This is a genomic window from Streptomyces sp. NPDC048473, from assembly GCF_043200155.1.
Classification (GTDB): domain Bacteria; phylum Actinomycetota; class Actinomycetes; order Streptomycetales; family Streptomycetaceae; genus Streptomyces.
Map to the genome: position 1 here is coordinate 643,567 of NZ_JBICXE010000001.1, position 21,844 is coordinate 665,410.

Below are 21,844 nucleotides of genomic sequence, written 5' to 3' on the forward strand. Positions count from 1 at the left end.
CTGGAACGGCGCAAGAGTAGAACACGTTCCAATCCGACGGAAGGTCGGACGACAGGGGAATCGGCGCACGCTTCGGACCGGGTGCGCGGCCGTGCCCCGTTCGTACCCCGCTCACCGGAATACCTCGGACATGCGGAAGGTTTCACCCTGCACACACCTGGCGGTCGGTGCTGCCCGCCCAAGGACCCGCACGCCTCTTCAGACCCTCGATCACGCCGCCGGAGGCCGCACGTATGCCACAGACGACGAACGAACAGCACGCCGGGGAACTCCCCGATCCGCGGCCGCGCAAGGCGGGCGGCGGTGTCGTCCCCGTACTCGCCTTCGCGGGTATCACCGTCGCGGTGATGCAGACCCTGCTCGTCCCCGTCATCAAGGATCTCCCCGCCCTTCTCCACACCGATCCGTCCAACGCCACCTGGGTGATGACCGCGACCCTGCTCGCGGGGGCCGTCTCCACCCCGATCATGGGGCGGCTCGGCGATCTCTACGGCAAGCGGAAGATGCTGCTCGCCAGCCTCGCCGTGATGGTGATCGGCTCACTGATATGCGCCTTCACCGACGATCTCGTCGTCATGATCGTGGGACGCGCGCTCCAGGGCTTCGCCATGGGCGCCATCCCGCTGGGCATCGGCATCATGCGCGACGAGCTGCCGCGCGAGAAGCTCGGCTCGGCGATGGCGCTGATGAGTTCCTCGATCGGGGTGGGCGGCGGACTCGCGCTGCCCGCCGCCGCGCTGGTCGCCCAGCACTCCGACTGGCACACCCTGTTCTTCGGTGCGGCCGGTCTCGGTGTGCTGTCGATGGCGCTCACCGTCCTCGTCGTGCCGGAGACCACGCTGCGTGCACCCGGACGGTTCGACATCGTCGGTGCGCTCGGGCTCTCGCTCGGTCTGGTCTGCCTGCTGCTGCCCATCACCAAGGGCAGTGACTGGGGCTGGACCTCGGGCACCACACTGGGTCTGATCGCCGCCGCCCTGGTGATTCTGGTCCTGTGGGGCCTCTTCGAGCTGCGCAGCCCGGCGCCGCTGGTCGATCTGCGGACCACGGCCCGGCGCGAGGTGCTGCTCACCAACCTCGCCTCGATCATGGTCGGGGTCGCCTTCTACGCCGTCTCGCTGGTCCTGCCGCAGCTGCTCCAGCTGCCGGCGTCGACGGGATACGGCCTCGGCCAGTCGATGGTGGTCGCCGGGCTGTGCGTGGCGCCGCTCGGTCTGACGATGATGTTCGTCGCCCCGCTGTACGCCCGGCTGTCCGCCCGCCGCGGCCCCAAGGTGTCGCTGATGCTCGGCATGCTGATCATCGCGATCGGTTACGGGGCCGGGCTCGGGCTGATGAGCGCCGCCTGGCAGACCGTCGTGATCGCGGTGGTGCTCGGGGCCGGTATCGGACTCGCGTACTCCTCGCTGCCCGCACTGATCATCGGGGCCGTCGATCCGTCCGAGACGGGTGCGGCCAATGGTCTGAACACCCTGATGCGGTCGATCGGTACGTCGGTGTCGAGCGCCGTGATCGGCATGGTGCTGGCGAACACCTCGGTGCGGACGGGCGGGGTGTCGTTGCCCTCGATGGAGGGGTTCCACATCTCGTTCCTGATCGCGACGGGTGCGGTGGTGGTCGGGCTGGTGCTGGCCGCGTTCCTGCCGTCGCAGCGCGATGCGATGCGCCCGGCGCTGCTGGCGAGCAGCGACGACGACGCGTCGGCCCCCGCACTCTCCGTATCCCGCCCGGTCGCCGGCTCGGGCGGCTTCCGCGGCCGGGTGCTGGACGCGGACGGTACGCCGGTGGCCCGCGCCAATGTCACGCTGATCGACCACCGGGGCCGGCAGGCCGGTCTCACCGTGGCGGACGAGGACGGCCACTACATGCTGGCCGCCCCGTCCGGCGGCAACTTCGTGCTGGCCGGATCGGCCGCCGGATACGCGCCGCGCGCCTATCCGGCGGCCTACCCCGGCAACGGGCTGCCGGTCGATGCCGATCTGGTGCTGAGCGTCAGCGCACCGGAGCGTCGAACCGCGGTGTCGTCGTGAGCAGATGAGAGACGTCCGCCCCCACCGGAAGCTCCTGCGGCTGTGCGCCGCGGGTGAACAGCCGGGCGGGGCGGGCGCCCTGCACCCGGGCCTGGCGCCCGTTGACCCGCAGCCATGACCCCTCGCGCAGGCCGAGCACCGGCACGTCGTTCTCCTCCAGGAACTCGGTGAGCCGCTCCTCGCGGGTCTCGCCCTTGTGGGTGCTCTCCGGGTCCGGGTCCAGATAGTGCGGGTTGATCTGGAACGGGACGAGGCCGAGCGTCTCGAAGGACGGCGGCTGCACGATGGGCATGTCGTTGGTGGTACGGAGGGTGGGCGCCGCCATGTTCGTACCCGCGCTGGCCCCCATGTACGGCAGCCCGTCGCGCACCGCTTCGATCACGGCGTCCCGCAGACCGGTCCGGTACAGGGCGCTCAGCAGCCGGAAGGAGTTGCCGCCGCCGATGAACACGGCGTCGGACGCGGCGAGTTCGGCGACCGGGTCGGCGTTCTCATGAACCCCGCGGACGGTGATGCCGGACGGTGCGAGGGCATCGCGGACGCGTGCGGTGTACGTGGTGTAGTCGGCGAGCGCGTAGGGGACGAAGGCCAGTCGGGCGCCGGAGGGCAGGAACGCGGTGACGGTGTCGAGGGCGTGTTCCAGATAACCGCAGCCGTACTGGGTGGAGTTGGAGAGCAGCAGCAGATTCACGAGGTTCCTCTTGGTTCTGTTCTGATTCGTCAGGTGGTGCGCGTGCGGCGGGGGCGGGGCTTCGGGCGCTGCGGAGGCTGGGTGAGCCGCCTCTCCAGCAGCTGGGCCGCATGGCGCAGGGCGTCGAGCCGGTCCTCCGGCGCCCCGCGGAAGAGCTCCTCGGCGCCGCCGAGGCTGAGGCTGCCGTACGGTTCGCGCCCGAGGAAGACCGGTACGGCGACGGTCGCGATTCCGGTGTCGTACTCGCCGACCGTCCAGGCGTACCCCTGGGCGCGGACCTTGAGGAACTCCTCCTCCAGCCGGTCCGGGTCGGTGACCGTCCGGTCGGTGAAGCGGGCCATCGGGCGGCCCCGGAAGAGGCGGTGGCGCTGCTCGTCGGGCAGATACGCGTAGTACGACTTGCTGGTCGCCCCGGCGTGCGCCGGGTAGAGCTCGCCGACCAGCGGGTAGTAGCGCAGCGGCCCGGCCTCCCCCTCCTCCGCGGCGACGCACCGCATGTGGAAGCTGTCCGGCAGACAGAACAGGACCGTGTCGCCGGTGACCCGGCGCAGCTCCTCCAGGACCGGCCCGGCCAGCAGTTCCAGCGATCCGGAACGCTCCCAGAGCCTGCCCAGGCGCAGTACGGCGGGGCCGATGCGGTAGCGGCGGGTGACCGGGTCCGAGACCAGGAAGCCGCGCCCGGCGAGGGTGGCGAGCAGCCGCTGGGCCACCGAGGTGTCCCAGCCGAACTCCTCGGCGACCTCGGTGACGCCCCAGTCGGGCCGGGTCCGCTCGAAGGCGAGCAGCACGAGGAGCGCCCGGTCGACGGTTTGCAGCGCCCCGGCGGGCGTGCGCCGGTCCATATCGAAGTCCGCCATCGTCATCTCACCATTCAGACCTGAATTGCAAATAACGGGAAACAGTTGCGCTCAACGCTATCCGATCCCGAATGTTGCCTGAGCACCCCGCCCCGCGCTTCCCCCGTCGAGCGCCGGCCCGGGTGCCCGGATGAGCGAGAAAGGCCCCCCATGTTGAAGTACGTGCTGGACATCGTCGATCTGCTGGACGATCCCCAGGTCAATGGCAAGACGGTCGCCGGGTACCTCGACTCCGTGAGCGGGGCCAAGGGTTCGTCGGCGCAGGTCACCACGGTCGTCGGCGAGCAGGGCTCGACGGACTTCGTGATGGTCCGCATCCCGGGCGCACAAGGGCGCACATCCGGGGGCAGCGCCCGCACGCTGGGCGTGGTGGGCCGGCTCGGCGGCATCGGCGCCCGGCCCGGGGTGGTCGGCATGGTCTCCGACGCCGACGGCGCGGTCTCGGCCGTCGCCACCGCCGCCAAGCTGCTCGACATGCGCCGCCGCGGCGATGTGCTGCCCGGCGATGTGATCGTCGCCACCCACATCTGCCCGAACGCGCCGACCGAGCCGCACGACCCGGTGCCGTTCATGGGCTCGCCCGTGGACATCGCCACCATGAACAGCCACGAGGTGACCGGTGAGATGGAGGCTGTGCTCTCCATCGACACCACCAAGGGCAACCGGATCATCAACCACAAGGGCCTCGCCCTGTCGCCCACCGTCAAGGAGGGCTGGGTGCTCCGGGTCGGCGAGCAGCTCGGCGAACTGCTCGCCGTGGTGACCGGTGAGCCGTTGGTCACGTACCCGGTGACCACGCAGGACATCACCCCGTACGGTAACGGTGCACACCACATCAATTCGATCCTGCAGCCCTCCACCGCGACGGCCGCCCCGGTCGTCGGCCTGGCCATCACCTCGGCCGCCGCGGTACCGGGCTGCGGTACGGGCGCGAGCCACGAGGCGGACATCGCGTCCGCCGCCCGCTACGCCGTGGAGGTCGCCAAGGCCTACGGCAGTGGCCACCTGGACTTCCACGACGCGGTGGAGTTCGACAACCTCGTCAACCGCTACGGGTCGCTGGCTCACCTGCAGACCTTCGGCCGTACACCCCAGGAGTCCTGATGGCAGCCGCCCCGCAGGCCGAGGCCGTGGCCCCCGAGGCCAAGAGCATCGGCAGCGACGACTACGCGCTCTCCCGTGTCCCGCGTGACAAGCGGTTCGGTTTCTGGTCCATGCTGCTGCAGTGGCTGGCCCAGTCCGGCTCGATCTCGCAGTTCACCCTCGGCGCCACCATCGGCGTCGGCATGACCTTCGGGGACGCCTTCCTCGCCTTCACGCTCGGCGCGGTGATCCTGGAGGTCGTGATCTTCGCGATCGGCCTGGCCGGTATGCGCGAGGGTCTGGCGACACCGATGCTGACCCGCTGGGTCGGCTTCGGCCGCAACGGCTCGGCGCTGGTCAGCTTCGTCATCGCGGTCAGCCTGGTCGGCTGGTTCGGCGTCCAGAACACGATCTTCGGCAACAGCGTCTCGGCGCTGGTCGGCGGCCCGTCCTGGATGTGGTGCGTACTGGCGGGCATCGCCATCACCGCACTGGTGATCTTCGGCTTCAAGTACATGGCCGCCTTCGCCAAGATCGTCACGCCGCTGTTCTTCGCGATGGTCGCCTGGTCGGTCATCTCGACACTGAAGGACCACTCGTTCAGCGAGCTGATCCACTCGCCGCCGCCCGGCCAGACGATCCCGCTCGCCGTCGCCGCCACCGCCATCGCGGGCGGCTACATGACCGGCGCCATCGTGTCCCCGGAGATGACCCGGTACAACCGGAAGGGCTCGCACGTCTTCCTGCAGAGCGCCTCGTCGATGATCCTCTCCGAGTACATCGTCGGCCTGACCGGTGTGCTCCTGGGCCACCTGGTGAAGAGCAACGAGGTCTCGCACATCGTGCTCTCCACCTCCGGCGCCTTCGGCGTCATCGTGGTCCTGATGTCCACCGCCAAGATCAACGACTGGAACCTGTACGGCTCCTCCCTCGGCGTCGTCAACTTCTTCCAGGTCGTCTTCGGCAAGCGGCTGCACCGCGGCGCGGTCACGATCGTCCTCGGCATCGCGGGCACGGCCCTGTCCGCGGTCGGGATCATGACCCACTTCACCGAGTTCCTCTCGGTCCTCGGCGTCGCCATCCCGCCGATCGGCGGCATCATCGTGGCCGAGTACTGGGTCGTCAAGCGGATGCGCAAGCCGCTGGACGAGACCCGGGAGTCGGAGACCCTGCCGAAGTCCTCGCCGACCTGGGTGCCGATGTCCATCGCCATCTGGATCGCGGCGTTCTGCGTCGGCAAGTTCTACGACGGCGGCATCCCGGCCCTGAACTCGCTGGCCACCGCCTTCATCCTGTACAGCGTCCTCGGCCTGCTGGGCTGGGTGAAGCCGTACGGCACCTCCACCCTGGACGACGAGGACGACGCCGCCCCCGCCGCCCGCGCGACAACCCCTGTGGGAGCAGCATGACCCCCCTCGACCCCACCGCCCCCTCCCTCGTCCCGGCGTCCGCCGAGGCCCAGGACGAGGTCATCGAACTCTGCGCCGAACTGATCAGGTTCGACACCTCCAACCCCACCAGCAACGAGCGTGCGAGCGCCGACTGGGTGGTGGGCCGCCTCGCCGAGGTGGGCATCGAGTCCGAGCTGGTCGAGTCCGCCCCGGGCCGCGCCAGTGTCATCGCCCGGATCGCGGGCGCCGACCCGGAGCGCGGCGCCCTCCTGGTCCACGGCCACCTGGACGTGGTCCCGGCCGACGCCTCCGAGTGGCAGGTCCCGCCGTTCTCCGGCGAGATCCGCGACGGCTACCTCTGGGGCCGCGGCGCGATCGACATGAAGGACACGGTGGCCGTCATGCTGGCGACCGCCCGCCACTTCGTCCGCACCGGCACCAGGCCCTCGCGCGACCTGGTCCTGGCCTTCCTCGCCGACGAGGAGGCGGGCGGGAAGTTCGGCGCCCACTGGTTGGTCGAGCACCGCCCGGAGCTGTTCGCCGGGGTCACCGAGGCGATCGGCGAGGGCGGCGGCTTCTCCTTCGCCATCGACGACACCCGTCGCCTCTACCCGATCGAGAACGCCCAGCGCGGCATGGCCTGGATGGAGCTCACCGCCACCGGCCGGGCCGGCCACGGCTCGTCCCCCAACGACGAGAACGCGGTCACCGACCTCGCCGAGTCCCTCACCCGGATCGGCCGCGAGACCTTCCCCATCCGGCTGATCGAACCGGTTCGCGCCCTGCTCGAAGAGGCCGCCCGCCTCTACGGTGTCGAGTTCGACGAGAACGACATCGAGGGCAGCCTCGCCAGGCTGGGCCCGGTCTCCGACTTCATGCAGGTGGTGCTCCGCAACTCCGCGAACCCCACCATGTTCGACGCGGGCTACCAGACCAATGTCATCCCCGGAAAGGCGACCGCCCGGGTGGACGGCCGCTTCCTGCCCGGCCACGAGCAGGAGCTGATCGACACCATCGACAAGCTCCTCCTCCCCTCGGTCAGCCGCGAGTGGGTCAACCACGACATCGCGCTGGAGACCACGTTCGACGGCCCGCTGGTCGACGCCATGTGCGAGGCCGTGCGCGCCGAGGACCCGGACGGCCACCCCGTCCCGTACTGCAACCCGGGCGGCACCGACGCCAAGGCCTTCACCCACCTCGGCATCCGCTGCTTCGGCTTCAAGGGCCTCAAGCTCCCGCACGACCTGGACTACGGCCGCCTCTTCCACGGCGTGGACGAGCGCGTCCCGCTGGAGGGCCTGCGCTTCGGCGTCCGGGTCATGACCCGACTCTGGCAGAGCTGCTGACCTCCATATCGCAGCCCCGCCGGGGGCGCCCCGACCCGGGCTCACCCCTCGTATGCCCCCGCCGATGCCTTCGGCGGGGGCGTACGCACTGCGGCGCGGCACCACATAGCACCCAATAGCACACGGTGCTACGTTGTTGCCATGGCAGCGCAGCAGGAGATCACGCAACGCGACCTGCGCAACAGGTCGAAAGAAATCATGGACGCCGTCCAGGGTGGGCAGGCCTTCACCGTCACGCGGGACGGACACCGCATCGGCGAGCTGATCCCGTTGCGCCGACGCAGGCGGTTCGTCCCGCGCGGTGAGTTCGCCGCCATGTCCCGCACCGCTTCCGACATCTCGTTGGACGCCTTCCGGGCGGATCAGGACGCCACCGCCGAGCAGAGGCTGGACGACCCGTATGCCCGTTGAATACGAACAGGGACTACTCGACACCAACATCATGATTCTGCGTAGATGGGTGGATCCCGAGGAACTCCCCGCAGAGGTGGCGATCAGCGCCATCACACTGGCCGAGCTCTCCGCCGGACCGCACGAGGTGCGGCGGAACGAAGAGCAGGACGACTACGACGAGTTCGCCGAGCGGGCCCGTCGGCTGGATGTCCTCCAACGTGCCGAGAACGAGTTCGACCCGATCCCCTTCGACGCGGAGGCAGCCCGAATCTACGGCAGGGTCTGTGCTGCCGTGATCGGCGCCGGTCGCAAGCCGCGGCGCCGGGTGGCCGACTTGATGATCGCGTCCATCGCCATCGCCGAGGATCTCCCCCTCTTCACCACGAACCCCGATGATTTCAAGGGACTGGACGACCTGCTCACGGTCGTCCCTGTCACAAGGCCGCAGGTTCTCCACGACCGATAGGCCGCCGGGTGCACCCAGCCCCGGGCTCACCCCTCGTACGCCCCCGCCGATGCCTTCGGCGGGGGCGTACGGCACGATGGGGCGCCGTCGAACGCGTACCCCGGTCTTAGAACCGTCCCCACCAGGAGGAACCCGTGCCCGCCGAGTCCGTCGCCGCGCCCAAGCCCGAGATTCTCGCCGCCTTCCAGGCCGCCAAGGGCTTCATGCCGGTGGTCGAAGGACTCGCGCTGTACCGGGCCGCCGTCGAGGCCGCCGCGCTGGGGCTGCCGGTCCTTGAGGTCGGGACGTACTGCGGGCGCTCCACCATCCTGCTCGCCGATGCCGCCCGGGCGGCCGGCGTGACCGCTCTCACCGTCGACCACCACCGCGGCAGCGAGGAGCAGCAGCCCGGCTGGGAGTACCACGACCCGACCGTCGTGGACCCGGAGGTCGGCCGGATGGACACGCTGCCGACGTTCCGCCGGACCCTGCACGCAGCAGGTCTCGAAGACCATGTCGTGGCCCTGGTCGGACGGTCTCCGCAGGTCGCGGCCGTCTGGGGCGGGAAGCTCGGCTTCGTCTTCATCGACGGCGGTCACACCGACGAGCATGCGAACGGTGACTACGAGGGCTGGGCGCCACATGTCGCCGACGGCGGGCTGCTCGTGATCCACGACGTGTTCCCGGACCCCGCGCACGGCGGCCAGGCCCCGTACCGCGTCTATCTGCGGGCGCTGGCCTCGGGCGCGTTCAGCGAGGTCTCGGTGACGGATTCGCTGCGGGTGCTGCGGCGCACGGGACCGGGGATCTGAGACCGACGCCCCGATAGCATCGCGGGGTGCCGTACGACGAGAGCGTTCCCCCCACCCCGCGCCGCCGGCCCCTGTTCGTCGCCGCCGCGCTCGCAGCCATGTGCCTGACTGCCGCGGGCTGCGGCGCGGGCGGTGGCAGCGGCGGGGCACAGGACCTGCCCCGGCAGGGCAGCAGCGGTACCTCCGCCGCGCCGCCGTCGGCCTCGCCGTCGAAGAGCGCTCCGGCGCCGGAGAAGACGTCCGCATCGCCCACCCCGTCCGCGAAGCCCTCGAAGTCCACGGGCGGCCGGGCCGCCGGGCCGCTGTCCGGGAAAACCGTCGTCATCGATCCCGGGCACAACCCGAACAACCATCTGCACACCCGCGAGATCAACCGCCAGGTGGACATCGGCACCACGCACAAGGAGTGCGACACCACCGGAACATCGACCAACTCCGGCTATGCGGAAGCGCAGTTCACCCTTGACGTGTCGCATCGGCTGCGCACGCTCCTGCGGGCGCAGGGCGCGAAGGTCGTGCTGACGTACGACAACAACCGCCCGTACGGGCCCTGTGTCGACGAGCGGGCCCGGATCGGAAACGATGCCGAGGCCGATGCGGTGGTCTCGGTGCACGCGGACGGTTCCGCGGTCGGCAACCGCGGCTTCCATGTGATCCTCCCCGCGCCGGTGCGGGGAGGCGCGGCGGACACCTCCGAGATCGTCCAGCCGTCGCGCGATCTCGGCACCCGGATCGCAGGTCTCTTCGTCCGCGATACCGGAAGTGCGCCTTCCAATTACGTAGGCGGCAATACGGGGTTGGACATCCGCAAGGACCTGGGCGGACTGAATTTGTCGACCGTGCCCAAAGTGTTCATCGAATGCGGCAATATGCGTGATCCGAAGGATGCCGCCCTGCTCACCAGTGCGAGTTGGCGCCAGAAGGCGGCGCAGGGCATCGCCGATGGCATCAGCAGCTACCTGAAGGGGTAGCAAGAGGTAGTTCTGAGGCGAAATTGGGGGGAAGTGCGCCCAGGTCCCGGGCAGGGACACAACCAGTCCGGGCAGACGATAGATTCATCCGTACGATGGGGAGCCGCCCCCGAGCTTCGCGCCGTGCCCGCCCTACCGGTGGCAGCGACGACCGCCCCGACGAGACGATCGACTAAGGACCTTCACGTGAATATCCGCTCCCTCACTCGAGGCGATGGCGTGGTGATCGGAGCAGCGGTCGTGCTGTTCATCGCCTCTTTCCTCGATTTCTTCTCCTACGGCGACCTCAACGTAAACTCGCCGAACGCCTGGGAGTCGTTGGGCAACGCGCTCGGTGTCTACATGGTCGGGGTGGCCGGTGCGGCACTGATCATCCTGTCCCGCTCGCAGCCCCAGCCCCGCAAGGTCGCGGGTCTGGATCTCAGCCAGTTCGGTGTCGCGGCTACGGTCTTCGCCGCCTGGAACCTCTTCTGGACGATCATCGACCTCGGCCAGGTCGACGCCGGTGCGGGTCTCATCCTCGGCCTGATCGCCGCCCTGGCGCTGGCCGCGGGCGCGATCGCCACTCCGCTGGTCCCCGCGCTCAAGGCCCCGCTGGCCGCCGCCCCGCGTCCGCAGGCCGTGCAGTCGCCGTACGGCGGCCAGCCGCAGCCCGGCCAGGGATACGGCTACCCCGGCGCCCAGCAGCAGCCGTACGGTGCGCAGCCGGGTCAGCCGCAGCCGTACGGTGCGCAGCCGCAGGCCGGTCAGCCGCAGCCCGGTCAGCCCGAGCCGCAGAAGGCCCAGCCGGCTCCGGCGGCCGGTGCTCCGGCGGCCGGTGCGACGGCCGGTGACTTCACGCCGTTCTGGTTCGCGGTGCCGGTGGCCCGCCCGCTGTACGGGGAGGACGGTTCGCCGTCGCCGATCGCCGAACTGGCGCCCGGTACCTGGTATCTCGCGGTGGAGCAGCGCGGTCCGGGCCTCATCGCCCAGACGCAGGACGGCCGTCGTGGTGTGCTCCAGGACACCACGGGCATCCAGCGCGGCTGAGTCCACGCTTCCGTAGTACGAACAGCGGCCTCTCGCCCCTTCCGGGCGGGGGGCCGCTGTCGTACTCTCCGTCCGTGCGTCAATGATCTGACGTGACGTCAGAAATGGTGGGAGGCAGCGGAATGCGGCTCGGACTCGCACTCGGTTACTGGGGCCGCGGCCCGAACCCCGCCCATCTGGAGCTCGCCCGGGAGGCGGAGGAGCTGGGGTACGGCTCGGTGTGGACGGCGGAGGCCTGGGGCTCCGACGCGTTCACCCCGCTGACCTGGATCGCCGCGCACACCTCCCGTATCCGGCTGGGCACCGGCATCGCGCAGATGGCGGCGCGCACCCCGACCGCGACCGCCATGCACGCCCTGACCCTCGACCATCTCTCCGGCGGCCGGATGATGCTCGGTCTGGGGCTGTCCGGGCCGCAGGTGGTGGAGGGCTGGTACGGGCGGCCGTTCCCGAAGAGCCCGCTGAACGCGACCCGCGAGTATGTCGACGTCATCCGCCAAGTGCTCCGCCGCGAGGCCCCCGTTGAGCTGGACGGGCGCTTCCACTCCCACCCGTACAACGGTCCGGACGCCACCGGTCTGGGCAAGCCGCTGAAGCCGATCACCCATCCGCTGCGGCCGGAACTGCCCGTACTGCTCGGGGCGGAGGGGCCGAAGAACATCGCGCAGACGACCCGGATCGCGGACGGCTGGCTGCCGCTGTACTGGTCGCCGCTGCGCACCGATGTGTACGAGGCGTCGCTCACGGACCTGCCCGACGGATTCATGATCGCGCCGATGGCCCGTGCGCAGGTCTGTGACGATGTCGCCGAGGGGCTGCTGCCGGTGAAGGCGATGCTCGGCTTCTACATCGGGGGGATGGGGCACGCGGCCCGTAACTTCCATGCCGATCTGATGGCGCGGATGGGTTTCGAGGAGGAGGCGCGGCGGATTCAGCGGCTGTTCCTCGAAGGGCGCAAGCAGGAGGCGGTGCTGGCGGTGCCGGATGCCTTCGCCGACGAGATCTCGCTCGTCGGACCGCGCCAACGGATCGCGGAACGGCTGGAGTTGTGGCGCAAGGGGCCGGTGACCGACCTGCTGGTGACGGCGCCGGACCCGCACACCCTGCGGGTGCTCGCGGAGCTCAACTAGGGCCCGGACGGCCTGGATCCGCCGGCCAGGACCCGGTGCCGACCGGGGCGGGGCGTACGCGCCGTCGTGGCGCGGTGCGCTCCCAGGGCTGGGGGTCGGGGTACGTCAGGAGTTCCAGGGTGCTGCCCCACGGGGTGCGCAGATACGCGAACCGGTTGCGCTCCCCCGCCTCGGGGCCCGGCAGCGGCTGCGCCTCGGCGAGCAGCGTGGCTCCCGCGGCGACACAGTCCCGTACGGCCGCGTCCAGATCGTCGGCGTAGAGCGCCACATGCTGCCAGCCGAAGTCGCAGGGCAGCACCGGGGGTTCCCGGCGTGGGCCCTGGAACTCGAACAGCTCGATGCCCGGGCCGTCGCCAGGAAGGGCCAGCATCCGGATCGCCAGCTGCTGTGTGCCCGCCGGGACACCGAGCCGTCGCTCGACGTCCGGCCCGCCCTGCGGGCGGTCCTGGCGGCGCAGGGTGTCGTACAGCACCTCGGCGCCGAACGCCCTGACGAGAAAGAGGGTGGCGGTCTCCAGGTCGGGGACCGTGACTCCGATGTGGTCGATGCCTCGCACGCTTGTGGCCGTCATGGGTTCACCGCTCCTGTCCCGGGGCTGCGCAGACCGCCCCGTCCGCCCCGGAGCGGGCCCGCTCCGGGGTCGTGCCCCCGTGCGACCAGGCCAGCAGTTCGTCGGCCGGCCACGTGCTGATGACGCGTTCCGCCGGGACGTGGCACTCCTCGGCGCGGGCGCAGCCGTGGATCTGCCAGTCCAGCTGTCCGGGCGCGTGTGCGTCGGTGTCGATGGCGAACAGGGTGCCCGCGGCGACGGCGCGGCGCAGCAGCCGGCGGGGCGGGTCGAGCCGTTCGGGCCGGCTGTTGATCTCCACCGCCGTGCCCGCCTCCGCGCATGCGGCGAAGACCTCGTCGGCGTCGAATCGGGACTCGGGGCGGCCCCGGCCGGTGATCAGCCGCCCGGTGCAGTGTCCGAGAACGTTCGCCCGCGGGTGGCGGACGGCCGCGAGCAGGCGTCTGGTCATCGGGGCGGCGTCCATCCGTAGTTTGGAGTGTACGGAGACCACCACGACGTCCAGCTGTTCCAGCAGCTCCTCCTCCTGGTCGAGGGAGCCGTCGGGCAGGATGTCGCACTCGATGCCGGTGAGCAGCCGGAACGGCGCCCAGCCCGCATTGAGCTCGGCGATCACGTCCAGCTGCCGGCGCAGCCGCTGTGGGGAGAGTCCGTTCGCCACGGTCAGCCGGGGCGAGTGGTCGGTGAGGACCGCCCACTCATGGCCCAGTTCCGCCGCTGTGCGGCCCATCTCCTCGATCGGGCTGCCGCCGTCCGACCAGTCGGAGTGCAGATGGCAGTCGCCGCGCAGCAGGGCGAGGAGGCTCTCGCCGCCCTCGGGGAGCGGGGCGGCGGCGGCCTCCTCCTCCAGCCGCTCCAGGTAGCCGGGCACTTCCCCGGCCACCGCCTCGCGGATCACCTGCGCGGTCTTCGGCCCGATGCCCCTGACCGACTCCAGCGAGCCGTCCGCCACCCGCTGTGCGGCCTCGCCGTCCGCCATCGCCGCCAGCGCGTCGGCTGCCGTTCGGAATGCCTGCACGCGGTAGGTGTCGGCCCTGCCGCGTTCCAGCAGGAAGGCGATCCGTTTCAGGGCGCGGACGGGCTCCATCGGCACCTCCACAGGGGCCGCCGGACACAACGGGCTGTCCTCTCCAGCTTGGCTCAGCACCGCCGCGCCCGCACAGCGGACGGAGACCGCACAGCGGGCGGCGGCCGGTATTGACTCAGCCGAACGCCGCGCGCTCCAGCCAGAAGTCCAGCAGCTCCGCGTCCCCCAGCACTTCGACCCGGTCGCTGTCCGGAGCGAGGCGCCGGTTGAAGACCAGCATGACGTCGGTGAGCGTGCCCCGCAGCGCCACGGTCGCCTTCCCGTGGGCGCGCCGCCAGGTGAAGCCGTCCTCACCGAACTCGATCAGCCACTCGGCACCCGGCACGTCCGTGGCGTGCAGATGGATCGAGCGCCCGCCGCCGCGCAGTTCGGCGGCCTCCTTGTCACCCTCGGCCTGCGCGAAGGCGACGATCTCCAGCCACTCCTCGATGGTGTCCGCGGCCAGCTCCGCTGCCACCTCGTAGCCGGTCTTCGCGGTGAGTGCCGCGTCGGCCTGGTGGACGATCGACTCGTGCGCCATGCGACGTGCCCAGAAGCCCGTGTTCTGCTCCCCCGCCCAGGACCAGACCTTCTGGTCCGGGCCGGCCGCCCGCAGCGCCTCGGCGGTCTTCGCCGCGCCGTCCGCCAGCCAGGCGTCGAGCACGGCAAGGTCGTCGCCCTCCGGTGTGAACTCGGGTACCCGTTCGTCCGGGACCTCTTCGGTCGCCCGGGTACGGACGATCTCACCCACCCAGCGATGGGCGCCGCCGAGATGGACGGCGAGGTCGCGCAGGGTCCAGTCGGGGCAGGTCGGTACGGTCGCGCCGAGGTCGGCGCCCTTGATCACCGCCCTCAACGCGTCGGTGCGGCTGATGATTTCGTCACAGTAAAGGTCGTGCGCAAGTGAGCTCATGCCGCGCACCGTAGTGCGCGGCGGCCCCTCGCGCATGTGATTATCCGCCGAGCTGAGAGCTGGTGGGCACCTGGTCCTTCACTTCGGCGCCCGCGCTCTTGCCCGCGTCCTTGATGCCGCTGATCACGCTCTCGAAGGCGCCGATGTCGCCCTCGCCCGCCTGGCCCTTGCGGAGCTTGCTGCCGAGCCCCTTGAGCGATTCGATGCCCGCCGTCAGCGGCGCGACCGCCTTCGACAGCAGCGGGTCGCCCTTGGCGTTGACCACCGCGGCCTTCAGCCGGTTGTAGGCGAAGCCGCCCGCGAGCCCGGCCTTGACCAGAGCGAACGTCCGCCCGTCCGCGCCCTTCTTGAACTTGCCCGCACGGTACGGCTTCACGATCCACTGGTACGTCGCACCGGCCGCGAGCCCCGCATTGGCGACGAATCGCGTCTTGGCGAACTTCTGCGCCTCGGCCGAGGACGTACCGCTCGGGGAAGCGGAACTGCTCGCGCCGCCGCTCTCGTTGCCGCCGCACGCGGTGGCGCCCATCAGCACGGCGCAGGACAGCAGCAGTGAGACGAGCAGACGGCGGAGCGGTACGGGACGGTTCACGGCGGAACTGGGCACAGCGGGCCTCCCTGGCCGGGCGCATCACGGTGATCTTTACGGTGAGTGACGCCTCTCGGCACTCTCCGTAAGGCTCGCCCGGCCCCGGGCGGCGTGCCACCCGGGGCCGCCGTCCGGGTTTCTCCCGCCGGAAAACGGCAACCCGGAATCCATGTCTCCTCGAACAGGAACGAGAAGCACCACCGCAGCACGTGTCATAGCCGTCGTGGCCGACATCATGGCCTTCGTCATCGGCTTGTGGATCCTGATGTACCTGCTGGACGCCAACCGGGGCAACGACCTGGTGAACGTCGTCCAGCACACCGCACGCTGGCTGGCGAGCTGGTCGTACGACCTGTTCACCTTCGACGATGCGTGGGCGCGAGTGGTCTCCGGATACGGGCTGGCCGCCGTCGTCTACCTCTTCGTGGGTCACGCGGTGGCCGGCCGCATCCGGCACTAGCGGGCCGGTCCAGGGCCTGTCGTCGAACTGTCGTCTGCCGCGCGACGCCTGGCCCTAGCCGCAGCAGTCCGGTTCCAGCCCGTGCGGCAGCCGTTCGCCGCTGAAGACCGCGGTGGTCGCCTCGTCGCCGCCGAGCGCGGCCACGGCGAGCAGCAGCGAACCGGCGGTCCAGGTGGTGAGCTCCTCCGGCCAGAACGCCCGGTTGCCCTCGAAGACGTACCCGGTCCAGTACATGCCGCCGTCGGCACGCAGGTGCTGGATGGACTGGAGGATCTCCAGCGCCCGGTCGGACTCGCCCATCACCCAGAGCGCCAGGGCGAGTTCACAGCTCTCGCCGCCGGTCACCCACGGATTGGGCAGCACGCAGCGCACTCCGAGGCCGGGGACCACGAAGCGGTCCCAGCTCTCCTCCATCCGCTCCTTGGCGGCCGCTCCGGTGAGCGCGCCGCCGAGGACCGGGTAGTACCAGTCCATCGAGTAGCGGCTCTTGTCGAGGAAGCGTTCCGGGTGGTTGCGGATCGCGTGGGCCAGCGCACCGGTCGCCAGCTCCCAGTCGGGCTGCGGCTCCTCGCGCCGTTCGGCGATGGCGAGTGCGCAGCGCAGCGCCTGGTGGATGGAGGAGCAGCCGGTCAGCAGAGCGTCGTCGACGGGGGTTCCGTCGGCTTCGCGCTTCCAGCCGATCTGGCCGCCGGGCTGCTGGAGCCGGAGCACGAATTCGACGGCGGCGTAGACGGTCGGCCACATCCGGTCGACGAACGCGTCGTCGCCGGTGGCGAGGTAGTGGTGCCAGACGCCGACGGCCACGTACGCGCAGAAGTTGGTCTCCAGACCGCGGTCGGTCGGCCGCTCCGGGTCTCCGTCGTGGTACGCGGCGTACCAGGAGCCATCCTCGTTCTGATGCCGGGCCAGCCAGTCGTACGCGCGTTCCGCGGCGGCGTGCTCGCCCGCCGCGTCGAGGGCCATGGCGGCCTCGGTGTGGTCCCACGGGTCGAGATGGTGGCCGCGGAACCAGGGCAGCGCACCGTCCTCGCACTGCGCGGCGAGGACGGCGGCGACGGTCTCGGCGGCCTGCTCGGCGGTGAGGACTCCGGGCAGTACGAGGTGTTCGGTCTGCTCGGGAGTGGTCACGCCTCGGCCCTGGAGAGATCCTCGGCAGCGGCTGCCACGGGCAGGTGCGGCTTGGTCGCGTACGCCACGAAGCTCTTGCCGACGACCGGGTTGAGCAGCTGCTCGGCGACCCGCGTGACGGCCGGCTTCTTCATGATGTCCCAGACCAGCAGCTTGTGGTACGCGCGGACGGGCAGCGCTGCGTCCTTGCCGTCGCGGCCCACCCCGAACGCGCACTTGAGCCACCAGTAAGGCGAGTGCAGCGCGTGCGCGTGGTGGGTGCCGTACGGCTTGAGGCCGGCGCCGCGGATCCGGCCGAGCAGTTCGTCGGCCTTGTAGATGCGGATGTGGCCGCCCTCGACCTCGTGGTACGCGTCGGAGAGCGTCCAGCAGACCTTCTCGGGGCCGTAGCGCGGCACGGTGATCGCGATCCGGCCGCCGGGCTTGAGGACCCGGACCATTTCGGCGAGCACGCCCTTGTCGTCGGGGATGTGCTCCATCACCTCGGAGATGATCACGACGTCGAAGGACTCGTCCGGGAACGGCAGATTGAGCGCGTCACCCTCCATCGCGGTGGCGGTGGCGCCCTCGGGAGCCTCTCCGGCCTCCTTCATCGCGGCGAACCACTTCGCGACCTCGCGGATCTCCTCGCCGTTCTGGTCGAGGGCCACGACCTGGGCGCCGCGCCGGTAGCACTCGAAGGCGTGGCGTCCGGCGCCGCAGCCCAGGTCGAGCACTCGGTCACCTGCGGCGAGCGGGAAGCGGGTGAAGTCCACGGTCAGCACGAATGCCTGCTTTCGCGGTCGAGGGGGATCAGGGGGCGGAGACGAGGACGGACGGCGGTGTCAACGACGGCCGCCGGGGTTCGTGGTGGCTGCGCGGGCGGCGATCGCCTCCCGGTAGAGCTCCGCGGTGCCGATGGCGGCCTGCTTCCAGGTGAACCGGGACAGCACCCGGGCGCGGCCCGCGGCGCCGAGCCGGGCCCGCAGTTCCGGGTCGCCGAGCAGCCGGGCGAGCGCGCCGGCCAGTGCCCCGGCGTCGGCGGGCGGGACGGCCAGGCAGGTCTCGCCGTCCGCTCCCGCGACCTCGGGGATCGCGCCGCCGGTGGTGGCGACGAGGGGCGTGCCGGTGGCCATGGCCTCGGCGGCGGGCAGCGAGAAGCCTTCGTACAGCGAGGGGACGCAGGCGATCTGGGCGCTGCGCACCAGGTCGACGAGTTCGGCGTCGCTGATGCCCTTGACGAACTCGACGGCGTCCTGGAGTCCGTGCCGCTCGATGGCCTGCGCGACCGGTCCGTCCTCGGCCCGCTTGCCGACGACCACGAGGTGCGCCTGCGGGTTCTCGGTACGGAGCTTGGCGAGCGCCTCGACGAGGTGGACGAGGCCCTTCAGCGGGACGTCGGCGCTGGAGGTGGTGACGATCCGGCCGGGGACCTCGGCGACCGACGGGTCGGGCGACCACAGGTCGGTGTCCGCGCCGATGTGCACGACGTGGACACGGTCCCCCCGCACCCCGAGATGGTCGACGATCTCCTGCTTGGAGGAGCCGGAGACGGTGAGCACCGAGGGCAGCCGGCGCGCGACCCGCTTCTGCATGCGGGTGAAGGCGTACCAGCGGCGTACGGAAGCGCGTCGGCGGCGGGTCTCGGCGGCGTCCAGGTCCAGCTGCCGGTCGACCGTGATCGGGTGGTGGATCGTGGTGACGAGCGGGGCGCCGAGGTCCGCCAACAGCCCGTACCCGAGGGTCTGGTTGTCGTGGATGACGTCGAACTCGCCGCGGCGGGCGGCGAGATGGCGTCGGGCGCGCAGGCTGAAGGTGAGGGGTTCCGGGAAGCCGCCGGTCCACATGGTGGCGACCTCCGCGACGTCGATCCAGTCCCGGTACTCGCCGCGCTTCGGGGTGCGGAACGGGTCGGGCTGGCGGTAGAGGTCCAGGCTCGGCAGCTCGGTGAGCGGGACGCCCTCGTCGAGCACCGGATAGGGCTGGGCGCCGATCACTTCGACGCTGTGGCCGAGGCGGGCGAGCTCGCGGCCGAGGTGGCGTACGTAGACGCCCTGGCCGCCGCAGAAGGGGTTGCCCTTGTAGGTGAGGAGTGCGATGCGCAACGGACGGTCGCCGGCGATGTCCGACGTGTCGCTGCCCGTGCGGGGGCCCGTCTCTATGGCCTCAGCGGTCACACTCGGCCCCCTTCTCACTGCGTGTTCGCCGGAGCGTAACCGCTCACGCTAATCTAGAACAAGTTTCAGACTGGATCGTTCAATGAGCTACGAATCTACCGGCAGGTAGCGTCGGCGCAACGGCCGGATCAGGTGATTCGCGCCACGACCGGCCACCCTGGCATGCTGTGCGCCGCCGGGAGACCGAGCGCCTCCCTCCGGTTGCGGACAGAAGCCATGGATGGGGACACATGACAGCCGAAGCCAAGCCGGCATCGCCGCCCCTGACCGAGCGGCAGGAGGCCCGCCGCCGCCGCATCCTGCACGCCAGCGCCCAGCTCGCCAGCAGGGGCGGCTTCGAGGCGGTGCAGATGCGCGAGGTCGCGGAGGCCGCCGAGGTCGCCCTGGGCACGCTGTACCGCTATTTCCCGTCCAAGATCCATCTGCTGGTCGCCACGATGCAGGACCAGCTCCAGCACATGCACACGACGCTGCACAAGCGCCCCCCGGCCGGGGACGACGCGGCGCAGCGGGTCGCCGACACCCTGATGCGGGCGTTCCGCGCCCTGCAGCGCGAACCGCACCTGGCGGATGCGATGGTACGGGCGCTGACCTTCGCGGACCGCAGCGTCAGCCCGGAGGTGGACACCGTCTCGCGGATCACGACGGCGATCATCCTGGACGCGATGGGCCTGGAACATCCGACGCCGCAGCAGCTGTCCGCGGTCCGGGTCATCGAGCACACCTGGCACTCGGCGCTGATCACCTGGCTGTCGGGGCGGGCATCGATCGCCCAGGTGAAGATAGACATCGAGACGGTGTGCCGGCTGATCGACGTGACGGCACCCCGGGACGCTTCCTGACGGGTCCTGGCGGGCCGCGCCCCGGAGGGCCTTTCGTCACACATCCCTCACCGTTCTGTCCGGAAGGGCCACAAACCTCTCCTTAACATGGTCATGACCAGCACCGATGGAGAGGAAGACATGGCTGACCAGTCAGGCAGTGCAGGCGGCGCGGCGGGGACGCAGGACCCGGGCGCATACCCGGGGGGCGTGTCGGGCTACGGCGCCCAGCCGCCGTACGGCTACGGGTACCCCGGTGGCGCTTCACTGCCCAGCGGCAAGGCGACGGCCTCGATGGTGCTCGGCATCCTCGGGCTGCTGCTCATCCCGATCATCCTGCCGATCATCGCGCTGTGCCTCGGCATCTCGGCCCGGCGCATGGCGGACCGGGGCGAGGGAGGCGGCCGCGGCCAGGCGACCGCCGGAATGGTGATGGGCATCATCGGCTGCGCGTTCGCCGCCCTCGGCGTGATCGCGGCCACGGTCCAGGCGATCGCCGGCGTGTGACGGGTCACCGCCCGCGGCGCTGAGACCTCGGTGCCGCGCCGCGCCCCGGACCGTACGATCAGGTCCCCGGGGCGCGGCCCCCGGCTTCGGCCCATGTGCGGCCCCCACATGCGCACCGCGTCAGGTGGGGTGCCCTGCACCATGTCGACGGCGGCACGGTGTTCATACGGTTCGGCGACATCACATGAATACGCCGAGGAGCCGGTCACCATGCGTCGCAGAGCCACAGGCACCGCCCGTCACCACAGATCCCTCTCCGCCGTCGTCACACTGGCCTCGGCCGGCCTTCTGCTCGTCGGGTGCACCGCCGCCGGGAAAGCGGGCGAGGCCGATTCCGCGTCCGGCAAGGACGCGAAGGACCAGAGCGTGAAGGTGGGCCTGGTCTACTCCCGTACGGGGCTGCTCGCGGACTACGGGAAGCAGTACCGCGACGGGTTCATGGCGGGCCTGGACTACGCGACGAAGGGCACCGGAAAGGTCGCCGGGCACCGTATCGAGGTCACTGAGCAGGACGACGCGGGCGACCCGGGCAAGGCAGTCTCCGCGGCCAAGAACCTGATCGGCAAGGGCTACAAGGTGCTGGCCGGCACCACCGATTCCGGGGTGGCCCTCCAGATGGCACCACTCGCCGCCCAGAACAAGGTGCTGTACATCAGCGGCCCGGCCGCCACCGACGCCGTGACCGGCATCAACGACTACACCTTCCGCTCGGGCCGGCAGTCCTACCAGGACATCCTCACCGCCGGGGCGATGCTCGGCGAGGCCAAGGGCAAGAAGGTCACGGTGCTGGCCCAGGACTCCACCTTCGGCCAGGCCAATGTCGCCGCCGTGAAGGCCGTGCTCGGGGCCAAGGGCGCGAAGGTGGGCTCCGTGCTGGCTCCGCCCAGCGCCACGGACCTGACCCCGTTCGCCCGGCAGGTGAAGGCGGGCGGACCCGATCTGGTCTTCGTCGCCTGGGCCGGCTCCACCGCACCGGCGCTGTGGACCGCACTGGACCAGCAGGGCGTGCTGGGGGCGGGCAAGGTCGTCACGGGTCTCGCCGGAACGGCCTCGTACCCGATCTTCGGGAACGCCGGTTCCAAGGTGTCGTTCCTGGCGCACTACTTCCCGGGCGCGGGCGGCGGCAACGCCGTGGAGAAGTCCATGCTCGACTCGGTCACCGAGGCCGGCGGCACCCCGGACCTGTTCACCCCCGACGGCTTCACCGCGGCGCAGATGGTCGTGCACGCCGTCGAGGAGGGCGGCGCCACCGATTCCGCCGCCATGGCCAAGGCCCTGGAGGGCTGGAGTTTCGACGGGGTGAAGGGCAAGGAGCAGATCCGTGCCGAGGACCACGCACTGGTGCAGCCGATGTTCGTCGCGAAGCTCAAGGGGAAGGGCGCCAGTGCCCGGCCGGAGCTGGTGAGCACCGAGCCGATGGACAAGGTGGCGCCGCCCGCGAAGCCCTCGGCGGGCTGA

At 70.7% G+C, this 21,844-nt stretch carries 23 protein-coding genes; 14 read left to right on the top strand and 9 right to left on the bottom strand.

The annotated features are described in order from the left end of the window. Positions 1 to 233: 233 nt before the first annotated feature. Positions 234 to 2,030: an MFS transporter gene (locus ACGFU7_RS02945; protein WP_393691651.1), complete on the top strand. Its 1,797-nt coding sequence runs from the start codon at positions 234 to 236 to the stop codon at positions 2,028 to 2,030. Here the strand turns inward: ACGFU7_RS02945 and pepE are convergent. Next, positions 1,993 to 2,721 carry a dipeptidase PepE gene (gene pepE / locus ACGFU7_RS02950; protein WP_393691653.1) on the bottom strand — a complete coding sequence of 243 codons (729 nt, stop codon included), beginning with the start codon at positions 2,719 to 2,721 and terminating at the stop codon, positions 1,993 to 1,995. The two genes, ACGFU7_RS02945 and pepE, sit on opposite strands and share 38 nt — an antisense overlap. A gap of 29 nt (positions 2,722 to 2,750) precedes the next feature. Continuing rightward, positions 2,751 to 3,578 (bottom strand): IclR family transcriptional regulator, encoded by an 828-nt coding sequence (locus ACGFU7_RS02955; RefSeq protein WP_393691655.1) that lies wholly within the window; start codon positions 3,576 to 3,578, stop codon positions 2,751 to 2,753. Between the two features lie 150 nt (positions 3,579 to 3,728). Between ACGFU7_RS02955 and ACGFU7_RS02960 the strand changes: the two genes are divergently transcribed. The 9 genes from ACGFU7_RS02960 to ACGFU7_RS03000 all read left to right on the top strand — a co-directional run bounded on the left by ACGFU7_RS02960 (position 3,729) and on the right by ACGFU7_RS03000 (position 12,178). Then, a complete protein-coding gene (locus tag ACGFU7_RS02960; RefSeq protein ID WP_393691657.1) occupies positions 3,729 to 4,682 on the top strand; it encodes a DUF1177 domain-containing protein in 954 nt (317 codons plus the stop codon). Beyond that, entirely contained in the window at positions 4,682 to 6,070 is a 1,389-nt protein-coding gene (locus tag ACGFU7_RS02965; RefSeq protein ID WP_393691659.1) for a cytosine permease, read from the top strand. Before ACGFU7_RS02960 ends, ACGFU7_RS02965 begins: the two co-directional genes overlap by 1 nt. Beyond that, positions 6,067 to 7,398 (top strand): M20/M25/M40 family metallo-hydrolase, encoded by a 1,332-nt coding sequence (locus ACGFU7_RS02970; RefSeq protein WP_393691661.1) that lies wholly within the window; start codon positions 6,067 to 6,069, stop codon positions 7,396 to 7,398. Before ACGFU7_RS02965 ends, ACGFU7_RS02970 begins: the two co-directional genes overlap by 4 nt. Positions 7,399 to 7,539: 141 nt before the next feature. Continuing rightward, positions 7,540 to 7,809, top strand: coding sequence for a type II toxin-antitoxin system Phd/YefM family antitoxin (locus ACGFU7_RS02975; protein ID WP_393691663.1), 270 nt, complete (start codon positions 7,540 to 7,542; stop codon positions 7,807 to 7,809). Continuing rightward, entirely contained in the window at positions 7,799 to 8,257 is a 459-nt protein-coding gene (locus ACGFU7_RS02980) for a type II toxin-antitoxin system VapC family toxin (RefSeq protein ID WP_393691665.1), read from the top strand. Before ACGFU7_RS02975 ends, ACGFU7_RS02980 begins: the two co-directional genes overlap by 11 nt. 134 nt (positions 8,258 to 8,391) lie before the next feature. Further along, positions 8,392 to 9,048, top strand: a complete 657-nt coding sequence (locus tag ACGFU7_RS02985; RefSeq protein ID WP_393691667.1) for a class I SAM-dependent methyltransferase — start codon at positions 8,392 to 8,394, stop codon at positions 9,046 to 9,048. A 26-nt stretch (positions 9,049 to 9,074) separates the two neighbouring features. Further along, positions 9,075 to 10,019 (top strand): N-acetylmuramoyl-L-alanine amidase, encoded by a 945-nt coding sequence (locus tag ACGFU7_RS02990; protein WP_393691668.1) that lies wholly within the window; start codon positions 9,075 to 9,077, stop codon positions 10,017 to 10,019. Between the two features lie 219 nt (positions 10,020 to 10,238). Further along, complete coding sequence (locus ACGFU7_RS02995) at positions 10,239 to 11,048, top strand: hypothetical protein (protein ID WP_393691852.1); 810 nt, start codon at positions 10,239 to 10,241, stop codon at positions 11,046 to 11,048. A gap of 122 nt (positions 11,049 to 11,170) precedes the next feature. Then, on the top strand, positions 11,171 to 12,178 hold the full coding sequence (locus ACGFU7_RS03000; RefSeq protein WP_393691854.1) for an LLM class F420-dependent oxidoreductase: 1,008 nt from the start codon (positions 11,171 to 11,173) through the stop codon (positions 12,176 to 12,178). Here ACGFU7_RS03000 and ACGFU7_RS03005 read toward each other — a convergent pair. The 4 genes from ACGFU7_RS03005 to ACGFU7_RS03020 all read right to left on the bottom strand — a co-directional run bounded on the left by ACGFU7_RS03005 (position 12,171) and on the right by ACGFU7_RS03020 (position 15,317). Next, positions 12,171 to 12,749 (bottom strand): VOC family protein, encoded by a 579-nt coding sequence (locus ACGFU7_RS03005; RefSeq protein ID WP_393691670.1) that lies wholly within the window; start codon positions 12,747 to 12,749, stop codon positions 12,171 to 12,173. The genes ACGFU7_RS03000 and ACGFU7_RS03005 overlap by 8 nt on opposite strands. 4 nt (positions 12,750 to 12,753) lie before the next feature. After that, positions 12,754 to 13,833 (bottom strand): PHP domain-containing protein, encoded by a 1,080-nt coding sequence (locus tag ACGFU7_RS03010; RefSeq protein WP_393691672.1) that lies wholly within the window; start codon positions 13,831 to 13,833, stop codon positions 12,754 to 12,756. 115 nt (positions 13,834 to 13,948) lie between these two features. Beyond that, positions 13,949 to 14,725: a maleylpyruvate isomerase N-terminal domain-containing protein gene (locus tag ACGFU7_RS03015; protein WP_393691674.1), complete on the bottom strand. Its 777-nt coding sequence runs from the start codon at positions 14,723 to 14,725 to the stop codon at positions 13,949 to 13,951. Between the two features lie 40 nt (positions 14,726 to 14,765). Further along, positions 14,766 to 15,317, bottom strand: coding sequence for a hypothetical protein (locus tag ACGFU7_RS03020; protein ID WP_393691856.1), 552 nt, complete (start codon positions 15,315 to 15,317; stop codon positions 14,766 to 14,768). Between the two features lie 166 nt (positions 15,318 to 15,483). On the opposite strand from ACGFU7_RS03020, the gene ACGFU7_RS03025 reads away from it, so the two are divergent. Next, the gene (locus ACGFU7_RS03025; RefSeq protein ID WP_393691676.1) at positions 15,484 to 15,774 is read left to right on the top strand and encodes a hypothetical protein; all 291 of its coding nucleotides are present in this window, start codon (positions 15,484 to 15,486) and stop codon (positions 15,772 to 15,774) included. 54 nt (positions 15,775 to 15,828) lie between these two features. Here ACGFU7_RS03025 and ACGFU7_RS03030 read toward each other — a convergent pair whose 3' ends face one another. The 3 genes from ACGFU7_RS03030 to ACGFU7_RS03040 are packed head-to-tail and all read right to left on the bottom strand — an operon-like array spanning position 15,829 to position 19,058. Next, entirely contained in the window at positions 15,829 to 16,902 is a 1,074-nt protein-coding gene (locus ACGFU7_RS03030) for a prenyltransferase (protein WP_393691678.1), read from the bottom strand. Beyond that, a complete protein-coding gene (locus tag ACGFU7_RS03035) occupies positions 16,899 to 17,666 on the bottom strand; it encodes a class I SAM-dependent methyltransferase (RefSeq protein ID WP_393691680.1) in 768 nt (255 codons plus the stop codon). The genes ACGFU7_RS03030 and ACGFU7_RS03035 overlap by 4 nt, the downstream gene beginning before the upstream one ends. Positions 17,667 to 17,726: 60 nt before the next feature. After that, entirely contained in the window at positions 17,727 to 19,058 is a 1,332-nt protein-coding gene (locus ACGFU7_RS03040; protein ID WP_393691682.1) for a glycosyltransferase family 4 protein, read from the bottom strand. Between the two features lie 230 nt (positions 19,059 to 19,288). Here ACGFU7_RS03040 and ACGFU7_RS03045 point away from each other — a divergent pair, with 230 nt between their 5' ends. From ACGFU7_RS03045 to ACGFU7_RS03055, 3 genes are all read left to right on the top strand, one after another. Further along, the gene (locus tag ACGFU7_RS03045) at positions 19,289 to 19,900 is read left to right on the top strand and encodes a TetR family transcriptional regulator (protein ID WP_393691684.1); all 612 of its coding nucleotides are present in this window, start codon (positions 19,289 to 19,291) and stop codon (positions 19,898 to 19,900) included. Between the two features lie 120 nt (positions 19,901 to 20,020). Then, the gene (locus ACGFU7_RS03050) at positions 20,021 to 20,386 is read left to right on the top strand and encodes a DUF4190 domain-containing protein (protein WP_393691685.1); all 366 of its coding nucleotides are present in this window, start codon (positions 20,021 to 20,023) and stop codon (positions 20,384 to 20,386) included. 210 nt (positions 20,387 to 20,596) lie between these two features. Beyond that, positions 20,597 to 21,844, top strand: a complete 1,248-nt coding sequence (locus tag ACGFU7_RS03055; RefSeq protein WP_393691687.1) for a substrate-binding domain-containing protein — start codon at positions 20,597 to 20,599, stop codon at positions 21,842 to 21,844.